Genomic DNA, 15,905 nt, shown 5'->3' on the forward strand with positions numbered 1-15,905 from the left:
TGAAAGTTTGGAATCAATACGCTCCGGAATACGCCCTCTTGAAGGGGGGGTCAGATCGATGGCTGATCATCTGTTGGAAATGAGAAAAATCACAAAAGAATTTCCAGGGGTAAAAGCCCTTGAAAATGTAAACTTCAAGGTGAAAGAAGGAGAAATTCACGCCTTATGCGGGGAGAACGGTGCAGGAAAGTCGACTTTGATGAAAGTGCTGAGTGGAGTGTATCCCGATGGTTCCTATACAGGGGAGATTCTGTTTCAAGGGAAGGTCTGTCAATTTAAGAATATTAAGCAGAGTGAAGGCTTAGGGATCGTCATTATTCATCAGGAGTTGGCGTTGATTCCAGAGCTGACGATTGCCGAAAATATTTTTCTGGGAAATGAACAAGCGAAAAAAGGCATTATCGACTGGAATCAGACAACGACAAAGACGAAGGCATTGCTGCAAAAGGTAGGTTTGAAGGAATCACCGAACACCTTGATCAAACACATCGGTGTCGGGAAACAGCAATTGGTTGAAATTGCAAAGGCTTTGGCCAAGGAAGTGAAACTATTAATCTTGGATGAACCGACGGCGGCTTTAAATGAGAGTGACAGCGAAAATTTATTACAATTACTGCTCCAATTTAAAAAGCAGGGGATGACTTCGATCATCATTTCGCACAAACTGAATGAAATATTGAAAGTAGCGGACTCCATTACGATTTTACGGGATGGGCAAACGATTGAAACCCTTGAGCGGGAAAAAGAAGTGATCACCGAAGATCGCATCATTAAAGGGATGGTAGGAAGAAGTTTGTCCAACCAAGATACAAAGAGAGAAGCCGATATCGGGAAGACGATTTTTGAAGTGAAGAACTGGACTGTTTATCACCCGTTGCAGCGAGACAGGAAAATGGTGGACAACGTCAACCTGCACATCAGACGGGGGGAAATTGTAGGCATCGCCGGGTTGATGGGGGCCGGGAGAACGGAGCTTGCGATGAGCATCTTCGGACAATCCTACGGCCAGAAGATTAGCGGGAAAATCGAAATCGACGGCAAAGAAGTGGAGTTAAAAAACGTCAGTCAAGCTATTCAGCAAGGCGTCGCTTATGTAACGGAAGATCGCAAGACCTATGGGTTGATCTTAAACGATGATATTAAGACCAATATTACACTGCCTAGTCTACAACAACTATCCAAGCGAGCGATCATCGATCAACACGAAGAAATCCGAACAGCAGGGGAATACCGCAAGAAATTAAATATTAAAGCCGCCAGTATTTTGCAGCGGGCGGAAAATTTAAGCGGCGGCAACCAGCAGAAGGTAGTGTTGAGCAAGTGGATGTTGACAGAGCCGGAAATTTTGATCATGGATGAACCGACCCGAGGCATCGATATCGGTGCCAAATACGAAATATACGCGATTATCAATCAGCTCGCCGCTAAGGGAAAAGGGATATTATTGATCTCATCGGAGCTACCTGAAATCTTAAGGATCTGCGATCGGATTTATGTGATGAGCGCAGGGAAGATCACCGGTGAAGTAAACCGGGAGGAAGCGACTCAAGAAACCTTGATGAAATACATGACAGTCAGTAGGAGGCAAAACGATGCAGGTCGTGAGACAGCTGATACAAAATAACTTGAGGCAGTCCGGAATGACCATTGCCTTACTGTTGATTATCCTTCTCTTTCAAATCCTAACTGCCGGAACACTGCTAAAGCCGTTAAACATCACCAATCTGATTTTGCAAAACAGTTACATCCTCGTATTGGCAATCGGAATGGTATTGGTGATTATTACAGGCCATATCGATTTATCGGTAGGATCGGTTGCCGCCTTCGTCGGAGCCGTTTCCGCGATCTTGATGGTGGAGTTGAGTATTCATCCCCTTCCTGCAGTGATCCTGTGTCTGTTATTGGGAGCGTTGATCGGGGCATGGCAGGGATTTTGGGTGGCTTATGTCAAAATACCCGCCTTTATCGTTACCCTGGCCGGGATGCTGCTGTTTCGCGGGTTGACCATGATTGTATTGCAAGGCCAATCGATTGCCCCGTTTCCACAAGAATTTAAACAGATCAGTTCCGGATTTATTCCTGATGTTTTCGGTGGAGAAAACCTTCATCTTTTCTCTCTCTTTATCGGGATGGTGTTGTCGCTGCTCCTGGTCTATAAGGAAATCAGAGGGCGAAATCAACAACTGAAATACAGCTTCGATGTGTTACCGATCGGCTTTTTTATCGCTAAGCTGGTGGGGATTGTTGCCGCAATCAATTGGTTTACGTATATTTTGGCCACTTATAAAGGCATTCCCAATGTCTTAATGATCTTATTGGTGCTGATTATCGGTTACACCTTTGTGATGAAGAAAACCATCTTCGGTCGCCATATCTATGCTGTCGGTGGGAACCAAAAGGCAGCCGCTCTTTCCGGTGTCAAAACAAAACGAGTCACCTTCTGGGTGTTTGTCAATATGGGTGTTTTGGCCGCTCTTTCGGGGATGATCTTTGCCGCCCGCCTCAATGCCGCCACACCGAAAGCGGGTAACCTGTTTGAACTGGATGCGATTGCGGCGGCCTTTATCGGCGGTGCTTCCGCTTATGGCGGAATCGGTACCGTCATCGGTGCTGTCGTTGGTGGACTCGTCATGGGTGTCATGAACAACGGCATGTCGATCGTCGGACTGGGGGTTGATTGGCAACAAGGGATCAAAGGATTGGTGCTCCTGTTTGCCGTAGCCTTTGATATTTTTAATAAGAATCGGTCTTCCAGTTGAGAATGATTGGGTAATGATCTCACCCACCACTTAACAAGTAAAAGTGACTTTTCCACCGGTGAATCCGGTGGTTTTTCTATCATTTATTTGTAGTTTTTTCTAATAAAAAATGGTAGAATGACGTTCAAGAATGTCTACCGGTGAAGGGAGGAGATCGATATGGAAGATACACCCGCTACCGGGGAATACAGACTGGCCCGATTTCATAATAAGGTAGGGGTTTTTGCTCAGGTGCGTGTGGAAATGGAGGCGACTGACGCTGATGATGATCCGCGGGTTATTTGGGCAGTAGACCCTTCTGATTCCTCCTCCGCGCAGCCGGAACTTGACCCAAAAGAGACGGAGGAGGCCATGATTGGAGTGAAAAATACTCTCGGCTCCTTAGCTGCGATGGGAATAGAAGTGAGCGGTGTTGTAATCCGAGTAATCCATGTAGGGATTAGTCTTGTTGATACTGTACCAACTGCAGTACGAGCGGCTGCGGGTGCCGCCACCGCTGATGCTTTTGGTGTAGCAGACTGTTTTCATATCGTTTTTGATGATGGTTGGAAATGTCGACTAAAAACTTAAAATACAGCAAGGATGAGCAATAATGAGAGTTTTATTTTTGTTACGCGGGCCGATGGGAGCGGGGAAATCCCACTGGATTGAACGGGAGGGGCTTTCACAGTATACACTCTCCCCGGATGCGATTCGCATGATGTACCAGAATCCGGTCTATGATTTACATGGGGAGCCACGGATCAGCCAAGCCAATGATAAACATGTGTGGGGGCATCTGTTTCAATTGCTGGAACTTCGCATGGAGCGGGGCGATTTAACCATCATCGATGCTACACACGTTCGTTCGTCGGCGATATCCCCTTATAAAAAACTGTGCCAGCGTTATCGTTATCGTTGTTATATCATCGATTTTACCGATGTGCCGCAGGAGACGGCATTGGCCCGCAATCAAGCGCGGGATTCCTATAAGCACGTTCCTGAGGAAGCGATCCTTAATGCGTATGAGCGACTAAAGGGACAACAACCCCAGGGATGGACGACGGTGATTAAGCCGGAACAATTTTGGGATGTAGTGGGGGAGCTGTCGCAGCCCCTTGATTTCAGCGAATGGAAGAAGATCCACCACATCGGGGATATTCATGGCTGTTATGATGCATTGCAGGAGTATCTGGGCGATGGCTTTAACGAGGATGAGCTGTATCTCTTTGTCGGGGATTTGTTGGATCGGGGATTGCAAAATGGCGAGGTATTACAATTCTTTTTGCAACACTATCAGAAAAAGAATGTCATCCTGCTTGAAGGAAACCACGAGATTCATTTTTTTAAGTGGGCGAATGAGGAAGAAGTACGCTCTCATCTGTTCCGTGATCATACTGCGCCGCAGTTGGAGCAGGCCGGTCTGGACAAAAAAGAGGTGCGTCAGCTCTACCGGAAGTTCCGGCAACTAGCATACTACACCTATCACGGCAAAACCGTACTGGTCACCCATGGAGGGTTGTCGGCTATTCCTCGCTATTTATCGTTTGTCTCCACACAGCAGTTAATCAAAGGCTTTGGTGAATATGAGGAAGATATTGATCATGAGTGGGCGGAGCGGGCCGCAGGACATCACTATCAAATCCACGGTCATCGTAATATTTACCGTCTGCCGGTGGAAGCGGCGGAACGGTCCTACAATTTGGAGGGACAAGTGGAACACGGCGGCCACTTGCGTATCGTCACCTTGTCGCCGGAAGGGTTTGAAACCCATGAGATCCGTAATTCCCATTATCATCAACCGGCATTGGTTCCGCAAAAGGTGAAAGAAGAGCAGCTGTCAGTGAAGACATTATTGGAATATATGCGCAACCATCCGTACATCCGCGAAAAGAAGCTAGGAGATAATCTTTCGTCTTTCAACTTTACCACCCAAGCATTCCACAAGGGAAAATGGGATGATATCAATGTCCGGGCGCGTGGATTGTTTATCAATACCCATACCGAGGAGATTGTGAGTCGTTCCTACAATAAATTTTTCAACATCGAGGAACGACCGGAGACAAAGCTGGGGTATTTGGCCGATCATTTGTGTTTTCCGATTGATCTATATGAGAAGCCAAACGGTTATCTCGGCATCCTCGGTTATGATCAAGCGTCAGAGCAGCTCGTTTTTTCCTCTAAATCGATGATTGATAATACGTTTAGCCATTGGTTTCGGGAGTTGTTTTACCAGGCGTTTACAGAGGAGCAGGCGAAGGTCATCACCCAATCGCTGCGGGATGAGAACACCTCCTGGGTATTTGAAGTGATCCTGCCGCAAAAAGATCCCCATATCATCCGGTATGACCGGGATCAGCTGGTGCTGTTGGATGTGATCGATCGCGATATCACATTTTCTAAGAAGCCGTATGAAGAATTGGTGGCGATTTCCCAATCCTTCGGTGTCACTGTTAAAAAACACTACCATACCTTTGATTCATGGCTGGACTTTTACCGTTGGTACCGGGAGGTTACCAGCCATATGGGGATCGAAGAGGAAGGGTATGTGGTGGAAGGTGCAGCAGGAGCGATGGTGAAAATCAAACTTCCCTACTATCAGTTTTGGAAACAGATGCGGGGGCTGAAAGAGACGATCGCCAAAGGGCACACCATTGTCACCCAGCGTTTGTATTCGCCGCTGCACAACCAGGTTTACAATTGGATGAATGCGCAAGAGCGTGAATACCTGCGTCAAACGTCCATTATTCAGCTGCGGGAAGATTTTCAGTCTGCGGTTGCTACACCCCGGTAGTATTTACCAGGGTTTATTAAAAAAATAGTTGGTACAGGCTTGACCTCTTCTCATGACTAACCCTAAATTTCACAGAAACCGTTGAGCCTGTAAAGGGCTCCCTTGTCCAACGTTTGTTTTTAATCTCACGGTTGAAACTGGAGTTTTTCCCTCTCGTAAAAAAAGTCCCGTGGATGTCCTAGTTATAGGGGAGTTCTTCTCCAGGGTGCTGACCGTCTGTCCCCCTGTTGAAGCTGTGCCGGAAATGGGCGCAAGGAGTGAAACGAGGGGCATACCTGAACATGGATCGCTCATATCTTAATGATGAGATGTTCAAAGGGGTCGGTGCCTAATGGAGAAACGCGGTTGGAGACAGCCTGTTGCAATCTGGTTTCGCGGTCAGAATCAATTGTGGGTGGAAGGGGAGCCAGATCGCCTCTTTGCTTGGGTATCGGACGGTGACGCAGAATGGGTGGAAGAGGAGCGGCAGCGGTGGGTGCGCCTGCGTGAGCAGCAGCGTATGAGGGAGTTAAAACCTCTCAAGGGAGAGACGCGCTTTCGTGTATTGCGGGAAGAGCAAGAGGAAGACGACAAAATGGAGATGAATGTCGCCGTCCATCAACGCTATCTCTATGAAATTCAGGGTGATCTGCATGAACAAGAGGAGCTCAGTAGTTACCGCATTCAGTTGAGAGAAGGGCAAGACGGCTGGTCGATCGTCGATTGTACGGTGATGCCTTATCAATTTGAAGAGGCATCACGGGGTTGGTCCTATTATCATCCGCCGTCGGAGGGTGATGCAAATACATCTAGCTACAATCGTATGCGGGCGGTTCAATATGCGGAAACATGGTGGAACGGGGCCAACCCCCGTTACCAAAAATTTGAGGATGACTGTACCAATTTTATCTCCCAATGTATCCATGCCGGTGGGGTTGCGATGGAATTCTCCCCACGACGCGATCGCGGGTGGTGGTATCGGGGCAGTCGGGAAAATTGGAGTTATAGCTGGGCGGTAGCCAATTCCCTAAAAAATTACTTAGATCGTGGAGGAACGACGCGAGCGGCGCGAGTTAGCTCACCGCAAGAGCTGCAGTTGGGAGATATTATCTGTTATGATTTTGATGGAAATGGTCATTGGCAACACAATACGATCGTTACCGCTTTTGATCCCATGGGTATGCCCTTGGTTAACGCCCATACCGTGAATGCTCGTCGTCGTTACTGGGATTACCGTGATTCTTATGCGTGGACACCCCGGTGCCAGTACCGTTATTATCATATCCCGGGATGATGAGAAAAAGCTCGCTAAATTGGAAAAACAGTTATCAGCCGGATCGAGAGATCCGGTTTTTGTGTTCACGTGGGTTCTGGTGTTGTGGTTGCTTTTTTGGCTACAATAGAAAGGTATGATGAAAAGCTCGTGGAGAAAGGAATCGTACAGATGCCATTTCACATTTGTTTGGTTGAGCCGGAAATACCCAATAATACAGGCAATATCGCCCGCACCTGTGCTGTGACCGGATCGGTGTTGCACCTTGTAAAACCTCTGGGATTCTCAACGGAGGACAAGTATTTAAAGCGGTCCGGGATGGACTATTGGCACTTGGTCGATGTTCGCTATCATGATTCATTTTCCGACTTTGCCGCTCAATTTCCCGACAGTCGTTTTTTTTGTACGACGACAAAGGCAAAGCGATCGTATACGGCTTTTGAATATCAGGATGGGGATATTTTTGTATTTGGCAAGGAGAGTCGCGGTTTGCCACCACAGATTTTGGAGGCTTATGCCGATACGACTATCCGCATTCCAATGCGTCAAGTGGTTCGATCCCACAACCTGGGCAATACGGTGATGGTCGTACTGTATGAAGCATTGCGACAAAACGGATTTCCGGGGTTGGAATAGTTATTGTGTAATCTGCGCAAGGGATGTTGGCAACTGTTTTCCGTTAAAGAATGAGACTGGGCCTACCCGGTTAAGGGTGGCCTTTTTTTCTTGAATTAATAAAATCGATACAAAACAAATCGTGCAAATGTTTCATTTTTACGATAAGCTGGTTGTGGGTAATTCTTAAGGCGTAACCGTCATTACCTATATGGGAGGAGAGAAAATATGCAAGCTTTGAGCAGGATCGGCGTGTTTATGTTGGCGTTGTTGCTAGTGGTGGGGTGTTCCTTCGGTGGGGGCTTAACGGCGAATGCTACGGATACCGCTGAAACACAAGCGCTTACCGGTTTTGAGGAAGTGGCTCAATATATTGCACAACATGGAACCCTTCCGTCCAATTTTATTACCAAGTCGGAAGCATATGCACTCGGTTGGGATCCGCAAAAGGGAAATCTGCATGATGTGGCACCCGGTAAAAGCATTGGCGGGGATATCTTTCAAAATCGAGAAGGGAAACTGCCTTCTCGAGAAGGTAGGGTTTGGCGCGAGTGCGATATTAATTATACCGGGGGATACCGCGGGGCGGATCGAATCGTCTATTCCAATGATGGCTTAATCTATAAAACGGAAGACCACTACAATACATTTCAACGAATGAGATAAGGGAGTTTGGTCGGTGAAGGAAGTATATCTTGCCGGGAAAAGAATTAAAAATCGCGACGATTTTCATAAAGAAATTAGAGAGTCTTTTGGATTTCCCGCTTATTACGGCGGTAATCTAGATGCGTTGTGGGATATGTTGACAGGTTGGATACAGCTGCCTGTAACCCTGATCTGGGAGGATTTTTTCGACAGCCGTGATGCGATGGGGAATGCAGTCGATCCGATTGTCAATGTGTTAAAAGAGGCGGAAGTGGAGTTAGACGGGTTTACAATTATCTTTAAGTGAGAAAATGGTTCGGCCTGTGGGTGGTCATCCTATACCACATAGTAACACCCCTCCCAATGTTCAGGAGGGGTGATTGTTTATCGCGAAGTATTGTCGGCTGTGCCCATCTTCCAACCAAAAACGTTGTAACCGTTCCAGAACCACGTGCTCAGAGGTGCGTCTTTACGGTCGGTGGTGTGTTGGGTCACATAGATTTGGCCGAGTTCGATTTTGGTGATGATGGCGCTATGGTTGATATGACCGTCACCGTTGATATCGGCGTGAACGATGTCCCCCACTTTTAGCTCGGAGAGGCTGTTTGCAGGCTCTGCCCGTTGTTGGAGATGTTTATACTGGCTGTTAGCCAGCCCCCAAGCATAGGACGGTTTGGTGTCACTGTAATACCACCAGGGGTCACTCTTCCATTGTACCAGCCCACCCGCGACCATTGCCTGGGAAGTGAAGTTGGTGCAGTCATACCAGCAATCAACGCAATCCCTTTCACGGCTATAAAAACCGTATTGTTCGTTGTTCCGACTGTTCCACCATTGGTACGCGTAATCCCGGGCTTTTGCACGGTCGTAACCGTTGGCTTCTTTCATGCCGTCATCAGCGGGTTTTTCTTCCTCAACAGGAGGCTGTTCTTCGCTGCCATCTTGATCAGTGCCGTTTTCTCCGTTACCCTCTTCGTCTTTGTTTTCTTCTTCAGGGGCAGGAGGCTGTTGCTCCTCGGCTTCTTCTTCACCGTTGGCAGGCGGTTCTTGTTGCTCTTGTTCGTTATTTTCCCCTTCAGAGGCTGGCTCTTCCTGACCATCGTTGGCGGAACCTTCATCGCTCGGAGATTGTTGATCTGGGTTGTCAGTACCGTTTTCAGCGGCGGGGGGATGACTGCTTTCCCCGCTTTCTTCCTCAGTTGCTTTATCTTGATCGGGGGAGTTGCTACCAGGAGCTTTATTCTTATCGACACCGGTGTCCCCGTTATGTTCCGGGTCAACTTTATCTTGTTTCAGGGGAACTGAATCTTTTGCCGGCAACAGGTTGATCAATTCCGCTTTTTCTCCGGGAGTTAAACCTTCTTTTGTTGCTTTATCCCGCAGTTCTTCAATCTGTTTATTCTTCTCTTTATTGTCATAATCGGCTACATCTTTAGCGTAGTCCCCGACTGCTTTCCGTTCCGCTTCGCTTAACCCTTCTAGATCGGTTGCAGCACCGATGACAAAATCACGATACTGTTGGTTGTCCAGATCCGTTTTTGTCGGCGTTTTTTGTTGCTCGGACCGTTTTACAACAATGGTGACCGCAGAAGTATGCTCTTGTTGAATCTCTTCTTTGCTCTTGGCAGACTCATTATAGAGCGAGATACTATCGACTAGTTCTTCATCGGAGATGCTGGCGGTACTATCCGTTGTGCCACTCTCTTCCGGCGTTTCGGATTTTCCTTTATCACCGGTAGCCTCTTTATCTCCGCCGCAGCCCGCTAACACCAAAATGAGAGCCATGGCGAGAATCGCTACCATCTTGCCTTGTAAAAATGCTTTCAAGAGTCTCCCCCTCTTTCTTCTCTAGCACTAAAAGAAAAATATTTTCCAAAGACGACTCTATCTTAGATTTTCTGGGAGAGAGCGTCAATAGACTAATGTGACTATTAAGGCGACTGTCTCTTGTACGAAAAGAGGGAGATATTGCTAGGGATTATCATCCTTCGATACAATGGGAGGCGTGAGAAGAAGAAACGCTTCTCTATGGTGAGGGAGGGGTTTTTAAATTAGACAACGCTGCTTCAATCCGGGAAAAGCGAAATGGATACTGATGTTGTAGTGCCTTTTCCGGCAGTACTTTTTGCCCCTTTAGTAAAAAGCCGCTCATTTCGCCAAAGACGAGCTTCATCAACCATTCCGGTACGGGGAACCAGTGGGGACGGTTGAGGGTCGTCCCAATCGCCTGACCCAATTCTCTCATGGTAACGGGGTGAGGAGCGGTTAAATTGATCGGTCCGTTGATTTCCTCATTCTCGATGATCAGACGAATCAATCCAATCAAGTCCTCCATATGTATCCAGGAAATCCACTGCCGGCCCGTACCCACCGTTCCTCCGACAAAAAAGCGATAGGGTAGGATCATTTTCGCCAGCGCTCCGCCGTTGTTACCCATTACCACACCGATACGGGCGATAATCGTACGAATATGGAAGGCCTCCATCTTTTTTGCTTCTTCTTCCCATCGCTGGCAGACACGGCTTGGAAAACTGTTTCCGAGGGAAGGCGACGTTTCGGTAAATGTTTGCTCATTAGCATAACCGTAATAGCCGATCGCGGAAGCATTGATAAACGCCTTTGGCTTTTGCTCCACATGGCCGACAATACGAATCATTTCCTGTGTGGCGCGGATGCGGCTTTGCAGGATCGCTTCTTTTTTTCGTTTTGTCCAACGGCCCTGATTGATCGGGTCTCCGGCTAAATTGATCATAGCATCGATGGAGCGATGTCTCAGTTTATTTTCGGGATGAGAAGCGGCGGACAACCATGGAATAAATGTGATATTTTCCATATCCGCATGTTTCTGCCGTGTCAGAACATATACGTGGTTTCCTTCTTTAGCGAAAGTGTTGACGATCGCTTTTCCGATAAATCCCGTTCCTCCCGCGATGACGATATTCATCATCAACCCCTCCTTTTTTCTTATTGTAACAATTCATATTTATACAAAATACAGTGAGGTGAAGAAAGAGATATGGTCAATGAGCGCAAAAGCGCCGGGATCGGTGCGATTATTTGGACCGTTTTTGTGGTGATAAAGGCGTTGACAACCAACCTTGACAGTTTGCAGTACGTGATGATTCTGCTTCTGTTCGCTTATCTGGTGTTGGTGCCGTTGACCCTGTCCTTGGTTGCGGATAGAAGCAATCGTTTTTACCGCTGGGCGGTCACTTTCCAACCTTTTGCCGCGGTTGCCGCTGGGATTTCGTTTTTCCTATCCCCGGGTGTGACCGCTACGTTATGGGCAGTGCCGTGGTTACTCGTCACGATGTTGATCGCCTTGTACGGTTTTACTCGCTTTCTCCAACAAAAACGATCATTGAAGGGATCGGAACTCCTGATCCAGATCGGTTTGATGTATATCGTGGTCGGTGGCGGCTGGCTGGTGCTTCACCGTACCGGGATGCCGGTGTTGCACTTTAGTGATATTATCGTGTTGCTTACCTCTATCCATTTTCACTATGCCGCCTTCCTCACACCGATTACAATGGGTATCGTCGGCAAAAAACTACTGGCGCTCCGGCCTGGGTTAAAGCGGTTGTGGCTAGTGATGACGGTTGCGATCATTTTGGGACCGGGATTTGTGGCGGTTGGTATCACCTTTGGCAATGTATATCCGTTGTTGGAGTTTATTGCTGTCGTTGAATTTGTCCTCCCTTTGCTCCTTTATGCCTTACTCCTTCTATTTGTATATGTTCCTCATTTGCCGAATCGACCGGCTCAAGCGTTGTTCACACTTTCCGCCATCTCTCTTCTGTTTTCGATGGGGGCGTCGTTTTTTTACGGTTACGGCCATATTGGCGATTATGTTATTCTCGATATTCCCCTCATGATTTTTGTACACGGCTTTGTCAATACCTTCGGCTTTTCGCTGTGTGCGATTTTGGGATTGCAGCGAAGTGGTGAAACGGCTGCTCTCACGGTAAAGGGTGAAGGGCAAAAAAAGGCGTAGCTCTGGCCATCCGCTGTTAATCGGGCTGATCGGAAATTGTTCTCCGTTATCGTTTAATGGGGTATGTCGTTTACTAGTGCGAGAGGAGGGGGAAGGTTTTATGCGTGTGATCATTATCTCCGACACCCATATCCCCAAGCGGGCCAAACAGCTGCCGCCAACATTGCTTCGTGCCTTGGAAAAGCCTACCGCAGCCATTTTGCATGCCGGGGATTGGGTGGATGAGTCCGTAACCCGTGAACTAAAGCAATATGCACCGGTTTACGGTGTCTATGGCAACTGTGATCCTCCGGAAGTGCGGCGGCATTGGCATGAACGGACAAGGGTGCGTATCGGCGACCATTGGGTCGGAATTGTACATGGACACGGCCACAGGGGAACGACACGAAAGCGAGCGTTGGATGCCTTTGCGGATGAACCGGTCGATCTCCTTATTTTTGGGCACAGTCATATCCCTTATCATAAACGGCATGGTTCCACCCTCGTCTTTAATCCCGGCTCCCCGACGGATCGTCGCCGCAGTCCCCGCTTTTCCTTTGGTGTGGCACGGTTGGAGGAGGAGATCCGGGTGAAGCACCTCTTTTTTGATCAGAAGGGGTAAGGGATTGATTGGGCTCCGTACCAAGCGCGCCTGAACGATCAACAAAACAAACCCGCCCCTTATACAAAGGAAGCGGGTTTTTTACATCCGGTGATACTGGTATACACTTACCGAAACACCACCGTCTTATTTCCATGCACCAATACCTCATCATTGAGATGCCATTGCACCGCCCGGGCCAGCACCAGTCGTTCCACGTCGCGACCGATCCGTCGCAGATCATCCACGTGGCAACGGTGGTCAACACGCTCCACGTTTTGTTCAATGATCGGTCCTTGATCCAACTCTTCCGTGACATAATGGGCGGTGGCACCGATGATCTTAACCCCACGTTCATATGCTTGTTTGTAGGGATTGGCACCGACAAAGGCAGGCAGGAACGAGTGGTGGATATTGATGATGCGGTTTTGGTAGCGTTCCACCATGGTTGAAGGGATAATCTGCATATAGCGGGCCAGGATGACGGTATCCACCTCCCCTTCCGCCAACAGCTTTAGATGCGTCTTTTCCGCTTCTAGGCGGGTTTCACGGGTACATGGCACATGATAAAAGGGAATCCCCATAGGAGTGACCCATGGTTTTAGATCCAGATGGTTGCTGACCACCATCGCGATCTCGGCGTTTAGCTCCCCTACGCGCCAACGCCACAACAGATCATTGAGACAGTGATCTTCTTTGGAAACAAAGATCGCCAGCCGCTTTTTATGACTGGAACGACTCATCTGCCAAACCATATCAAGGGTTTCCGCCGTTTGCCGGAAGGATTCCTTCAGCGCTGTAAATTGTTGATCCAAATCCTTTCGCTCAAACTCAATACGCATAAAAAAATGGCCACCTTCGGGGTCGGTGGTATGTTGGTCGGAGCGAACGATGTTGGCTCCCTGTTCAAACAAAAACTGGGATACACCCTTTACAATACCGGGCCGGTCCGGACAGGAGATCAAAAGGCGCCCCTGGTTGTGTAATGCCGCGATTTCCGATGATGAATCAGACATCTCATCTTGCTCCCTTGTTGATCGATTTGCTGTTATCCTGGAACAGACTAGCTCCCACTATACCCTTGAGAATAGCAGAAAATCTGCCCCAGGAAAATCCCTGTCCCTATCCCCTATCGGATTTTTCTTGTTTTGGTCGCCATCGTAGAAGATCCAGCTCCTACCCGCAACATTGTCCTTTTACCCGCATACGATAAAACAATCGTATGAACCATCCTATTTCGTTTCAATTTCAGTCTTCGACTAATTTGATTCCAGCAAAAGGGCACATGTCGGAAATCAAAGGTGAATACGATGGAGTACAAACAACGAACGAGGAACAATGGTTTATGGAGCTGAGAGGAGGGTTTCCATGGACATCCTGAAACGCATTGCCGAGCAGCGGGAGCGCGAAGAGAAGCTGTCATGGGAGGGAACCTTCGCAGAGTATCTGGAAATGGTTCGGGAGCGTCCGGAATTGGCACAAACCGCTCATTCCAGGGTTTATCATATGATTGCCGATGCCGGTGTGGAAACCGCGGAGAACGGGAGTAAGCGGTATTTGTTTTTTAGCCGGGAGTTATTCGGTTTGGATCGAGCGATTGAACGATTGGTGGAAGAATATTTTCATTCGGCGGCTCGTCGCTTAGATGTGAGAAAACGGATCTTGTTGTTAATGGGACCGGTCTCCGGTGGAAAATCCACCATCGTGACCATGTTAAAGGATGGGTTGGAGCAGTATTCCCGCACGGATGCCGGGGCGGTCTACGCCATCAAAGGTTGTCCGATGCAGGAAGAGCCCCTCCATCTGATTCCACATTCGATCCGATCGGAGGTGGAGCAAGATTTTGGAGTGAGAATTGAAGGAAACTTATGTCCTTCCTGTCGCATTCGCCTCAAAGAGGAATATGGCAACCGCATTGAGGATGTTCGGGTGGAGCGGGTACTGCTGTCAGAAGATGATCGTGTGGGTATCGGTACCTTTAGCCCATCGGATCCCAAGTCCCAGGATATTGCCGATCTTACCGGAAGCATTGATTTTGCTACCATCACCGAATATGGTTCAGAATCGGACCCTCGCGCCTATCGCTTTGACGGGGAATTGAATAAAGCCAACCGCGGTTTAATGGAATTTCAGGAAATGTTGAAGTGTGATGAGAAATTTTTATGGAATCTTCTTTCCCTGACACAAGAAGGGAATTTTAAAGCGGGCCGGTTTGCGCTCATTAGTGCCGATGAGCTGATTGTGGCTCATACCAACGAATCGGAATACAAATCCTTTATCGCCAATAAAAAGAACGAAGCGCTCCAGTCCCGCATTATCGTGATGCCTGTACCGTACAATCTGCAAGTATCCGAAGAGGAAAAAATCTATGAGAAATTGATTCGCGAAAGCGATTTGGGCCATATCCACATCGCCCCCCACGCATTGCGGTCAGCGGCCACTTTCAGCATTTTGACACGGTTGAAGGAGTCAAAAAAGCAAGGGGTGGATCTGGTCAAAAAAATGCGCCTCTATGACGGTAAAGCGGTGGAAGGGTATAAGGAGACCGATGTGGAGGAGCTTAGAAACGAGCATCTCGATGAGGGGATGTCCGGTATCGATCCCCGTTATGTAATCAACCGTATCTCCAGTGCCCTGATTCGCTCGGAGGCCGATTATATCAATGCCCTCGATATTTTACGCGCCATCAAAGACGGTTTGGATCAACATCCATCGATTACAAAAGATGAACATGAACGTTATCTGAATTTTATTTCTATTGCTCGCAAAGAGTACGATGAACTAGCCAAAAAAGAAGTGCAAAAGGCGTTTGTCTATTCCTATGAAGAATCGGCCAAAACCTTGCTCGATAACTATCTCGACAATGTAGAAGCCTACTGCAACTGGCAAAAGATCCGCGATCCCCTGACAGGAGAAGAGTTGGAACCGGATGAAAAGCTGATGCGCTCGATCGAGGAACAGATCGGCATCTCGGAAAACGCCAAAAAAGCATTCCGCGAAGAAATTCTCATCCGCATCTCCGCATATGCCCGCAAAGGGAAAAAATTTGATTACAACAGTCATGATCGCTTACGGGAAGCGATCCAGAAAAAGTTGTTCGCCGATCTAAAAGATGTGGTTAAAATTACCACATCCACCAAAACACCGGATGAAACCCAATTGAAAAAAATTAATGAAGTGATTGCCACACTGGTGGAGAAATACAGCTACACCACCGCCAGTGCCAACGAACTGCTGCGCTATGTGGGGAGCCTCTTGAACCGCTAGTGGGAGATCGGGAGAGATGG

General features: G+C 48.0%; 14 protein-coding genes. 11 read left to right on the forward strand and 3 right to left on the reverse strand.

The window, feature by feature from the left end:
* The first annotated feature begins 58 nt into the window (after positions 1-58).
* The 8 genes from mmsA to C8J48_RS02745 all read left to right on the forward strand — a co-directional run bounded on the left by mmsA (position 59) and on the right by C8J48_RS02745 (position 8,351).
* Positions 59-1,624 carry a multiple monosaccharide ABC transporter ATP-binding protein gene (mmsA, locus tag C8J48_RS02710; protein WP_107724833.1) on the forward strand — a complete coding sequence of 522 codons (1,566 nt, stop codon included), beginning with the start codon at positions 59-61 and terminating at the stop codon, positions 1,622-1,624.
* Positions 1,593-2,759 (forward strand): multiple monosaccharide ABC transporter permease, encoded by a 1,167-nt coding sequence (gene mmsB, locus C8J48_RS02715; protein ID WP_107724834.1) that lies wholly within the window; start codon positions 1,593-1,595, stop codon positions 2,757-2,759. Before mmsA ends, mmsB begins: the two co-directional genes overlap by 32 nt.
* Positions 2,760-2,918: 159 nt before the next feature.
* Positions 2,919-3,329, forward strand: a complete 411-nt coding sequence (locus C8J48_RS02720; RefSeq protein ID WP_107724835.1) for a hypothetical protein — start codon at positions 2,919-2,921, stop codon at positions 3,327-3,329.
* Between the two features lie 22 nt (positions 3,330-3,351).
* The gene (locus C8J48_RS02725) at positions 3,352-5,532 is read left to right on the forward strand and encodes an RNA ligase (RefSeq protein ID WP_107724836.1); all 2,181 of its coding nucleotides are present in this window, start codon (positions 3,352-3,354) and stop codon (positions 5,530-5,532) included.
* A 331-nt stretch (positions 5,533-5,863) separates the two neighbouring features.
* Positions 5,864-6,805 (forward strand): amidase domain-containing protein, encoded by a 942-nt coding sequence (locus tag C8J48_RS02730; protein ID WP_107724837.1) that lies wholly within the window; start codon positions 5,864-5,866, stop codon positions 6,803-6,805.
* A gap of 150 nt (positions 6,806-6,955) precedes the next feature.
* Positions 6,956-7,420, forward strand: coding sequence for a tRNA (cytidine(34)-2'-O)-methyltransferase (locus C8J48_RS02735; protein ID WP_107724838.1), 465 nt, complete (start codon positions 6,956-6,958; stop codon positions 7,418-7,420).
* Positions 7,421-7,627: 207 nt separating this feature from the next.
* Positions 7,628-8,065: a ribonuclease domain-containing protein gene (locus C8J48_RS02740; RefSeq protein WP_107724839.1), complete on the forward strand. Its 438-nt coding sequence runs from the start codon at positions 7,628-7,630 to the stop codon at positions 8,063-8,065.
* A 13-nt stretch (positions 8,066-8,078) separates the two neighbouring features.
* Positions 8,079-8,351, forward strand: a complete 273-nt coding sequence (locus C8J48_RS02745) for a barstar family protein (RefSeq protein WP_107724840.1) — start codon at positions 8,079-8,081, stop codon at positions 8,349-8,351.
* Between the two features lie 77 nt (positions 8,352-8,428).
* Here the strand turns inward: C8J48_RS02745 and C8J48_RS02750 are convergent, their stop codons facing one another.
* Both C8J48_RS02750 and C8J48_RS02755 read right to left on the reverse strand, forming a co-directional pair.
* Entirely contained in the window at positions 8,429-9,871 is a 1,443-nt protein-coding gene (locus C8J48_RS02750) for an amidase domain-containing protein (protein WP_107724841.1), read from the reverse strand.
* A 199-nt stretch (positions 9,872-10,070) separates the two neighbouring features.
* Entirely contained in the window at positions 10,071-10,988 is a 918-nt protein-coding gene (locus C8J48_RS02755; protein ID WP_107724842.1) for a TIGR01777 family oxidoreductase, read from the reverse strand.
* A gap of 72 nt (positions 10,989-11,060) precedes the next feature.
* On the opposite strand from C8J48_RS02755, the gene C8J48_RS02760 reads away from it, so the two are divergent.
* Together C8J48_RS02760 and C8J48_RS02765 are read left to right on the forward strand one after the other, a co-directional pair.
* Positions 11,061-12,038, forward strand: coding sequence for a YndJ family protein (locus C8J48_RS02760; RefSeq protein WP_107724843.1), 978 nt, complete (start codon positions 11,061-11,063; stop codon positions 12,036-12,038).
* A gap of 100 nt (positions 12,039-12,138) precedes the next feature.
* Positions 12,139-12,639: a metallophosphoesterase family protein gene (locus C8J48_RS02765; protein WP_107724844.1), complete on the forward strand. Its 501-nt coding sequence runs from the start codon at positions 12,139-12,141 to the stop codon at positions 12,637-12,639.
* 107 nt (positions 12,640-12,746) lie between these two features.
* Here the strand turns inward: C8J48_RS02765 and purU are convergent, their stop codons facing one another.
* Positions 12,747-13,634 (reverse strand): formyltetrahydrofolate deformylase, encoded by an 888-nt coding sequence (gene purU / locus C8J48_RS02770; RefSeq protein ID WP_107724845.1) that lies wholly within the window; start codon positions 13,632-13,634, stop codon positions 12,747-12,749.
* A gap of 352 nt (positions 13,635-13,986) precedes the next feature.
* On the opposite strand from purU, the gene C8J48_RS02775 reads away from it, so the two are divergent.
* Positions 13,987-15,885 (forward strand): PrkA family serine protein kinase, encoded by a 1,899-nt coding sequence (locus C8J48_RS02775; RefSeq protein ID WP_107724846.1) that lies wholly within the window; start codon positions 13,987-13,989, stop codon positions 15,883-15,885.
* The last annotated feature ends 20 nt before the right edge of the window (positions 15,886-15,905 follow it).

Origin of the sequence: Desmospora activa DSM 45169 (assembly GCF_003046315.1) — a bacterium.
Taxonomy (GTDB): domain Bacteria; phylum Bacillota; class Bacilli; order Thermoactinomycetales; family DSM-45169; genus Desmospora; species Desmospora activa.

Coding starts and splice junctions, on each gene's coding strand:
- mmsA (WP_107724833.1), top strand. CDS start 59: ATGGCTGATCATCTGTTGGAAATGAGAAAAATCACAAAAGAATTTCCA.
- mmsB (WP_107724834.1), top strand. CDS start 1,593: ATGCAGGTCGTGAGACAGCTGATACAAAATAACTTGAGGCAGTCCGGA.
- C8J48_RS02720 (WP_107724835.1), top strand. CDS start 2,919: ATGGAAGATACACCCGCTACCGGGGAATACAGACTGGCCCGATTTCAT.
- C8J48_RS02725 (WP_107724836.1), top strand. CDS start 3,352: ATGAGAGTTTTATTTTTGTTACGCGGGCCGATGGGAGCGGGGAAATCC.
- C8J48_RS02730 (WP_107724837.1), top strand. CDS start 5,864: ATGGAGAAACGCGGTTGGAGACAGCCTGTTGCAATCTGGTTTCGCGGT.
- C8J48_RS02735 (WP_107724838.1), top strand. CDS start 6,956: ATGCCATTTCACATTTGTTTGGTTGAGCCGGAAATACCCAATAATACA.
- C8J48_RS02740 (WP_107724839.1), top strand. CDS start 7,628: ATGCAAGCTTTGAGCAGGATCGGCGTGTTTATGTTGGCGTTGTTGCTA.
- C8J48_RS02755 (WP_107724842.1), bottom strand. CDS start 10,988: ATGAATATCGTCATCGCGGGAGGAACGGGATTTATCGGAAAAGCGATC.
- C8J48_RS02760 (WP_107724843.1), top strand. CDS start 11,061: ATGGTCAATGAGCGCAAAAGCGCCGGGATCGGTGCGATTATTTGGACC.
- C8J48_RS02765 (WP_107724844.1), top strand. CDS start 12,139: ATGCGTGTGATCATTATCTCCGACACCCATATCCCCAAGCGGGCCAAA.
- purU (WP_107724845.1), bottom strand. CDS start 13,634: ATGTCTGATTCATCATCGGAAATCGCGGCATTACACAACCAGGGGCGC.
- C8J48_RS02775 (WP_107724846.1), top strand. CDS start 13,987: ATGGACATCCTGAAACGCATTGCCGAGCAGCGGGAGCGCGAAGAGAAG.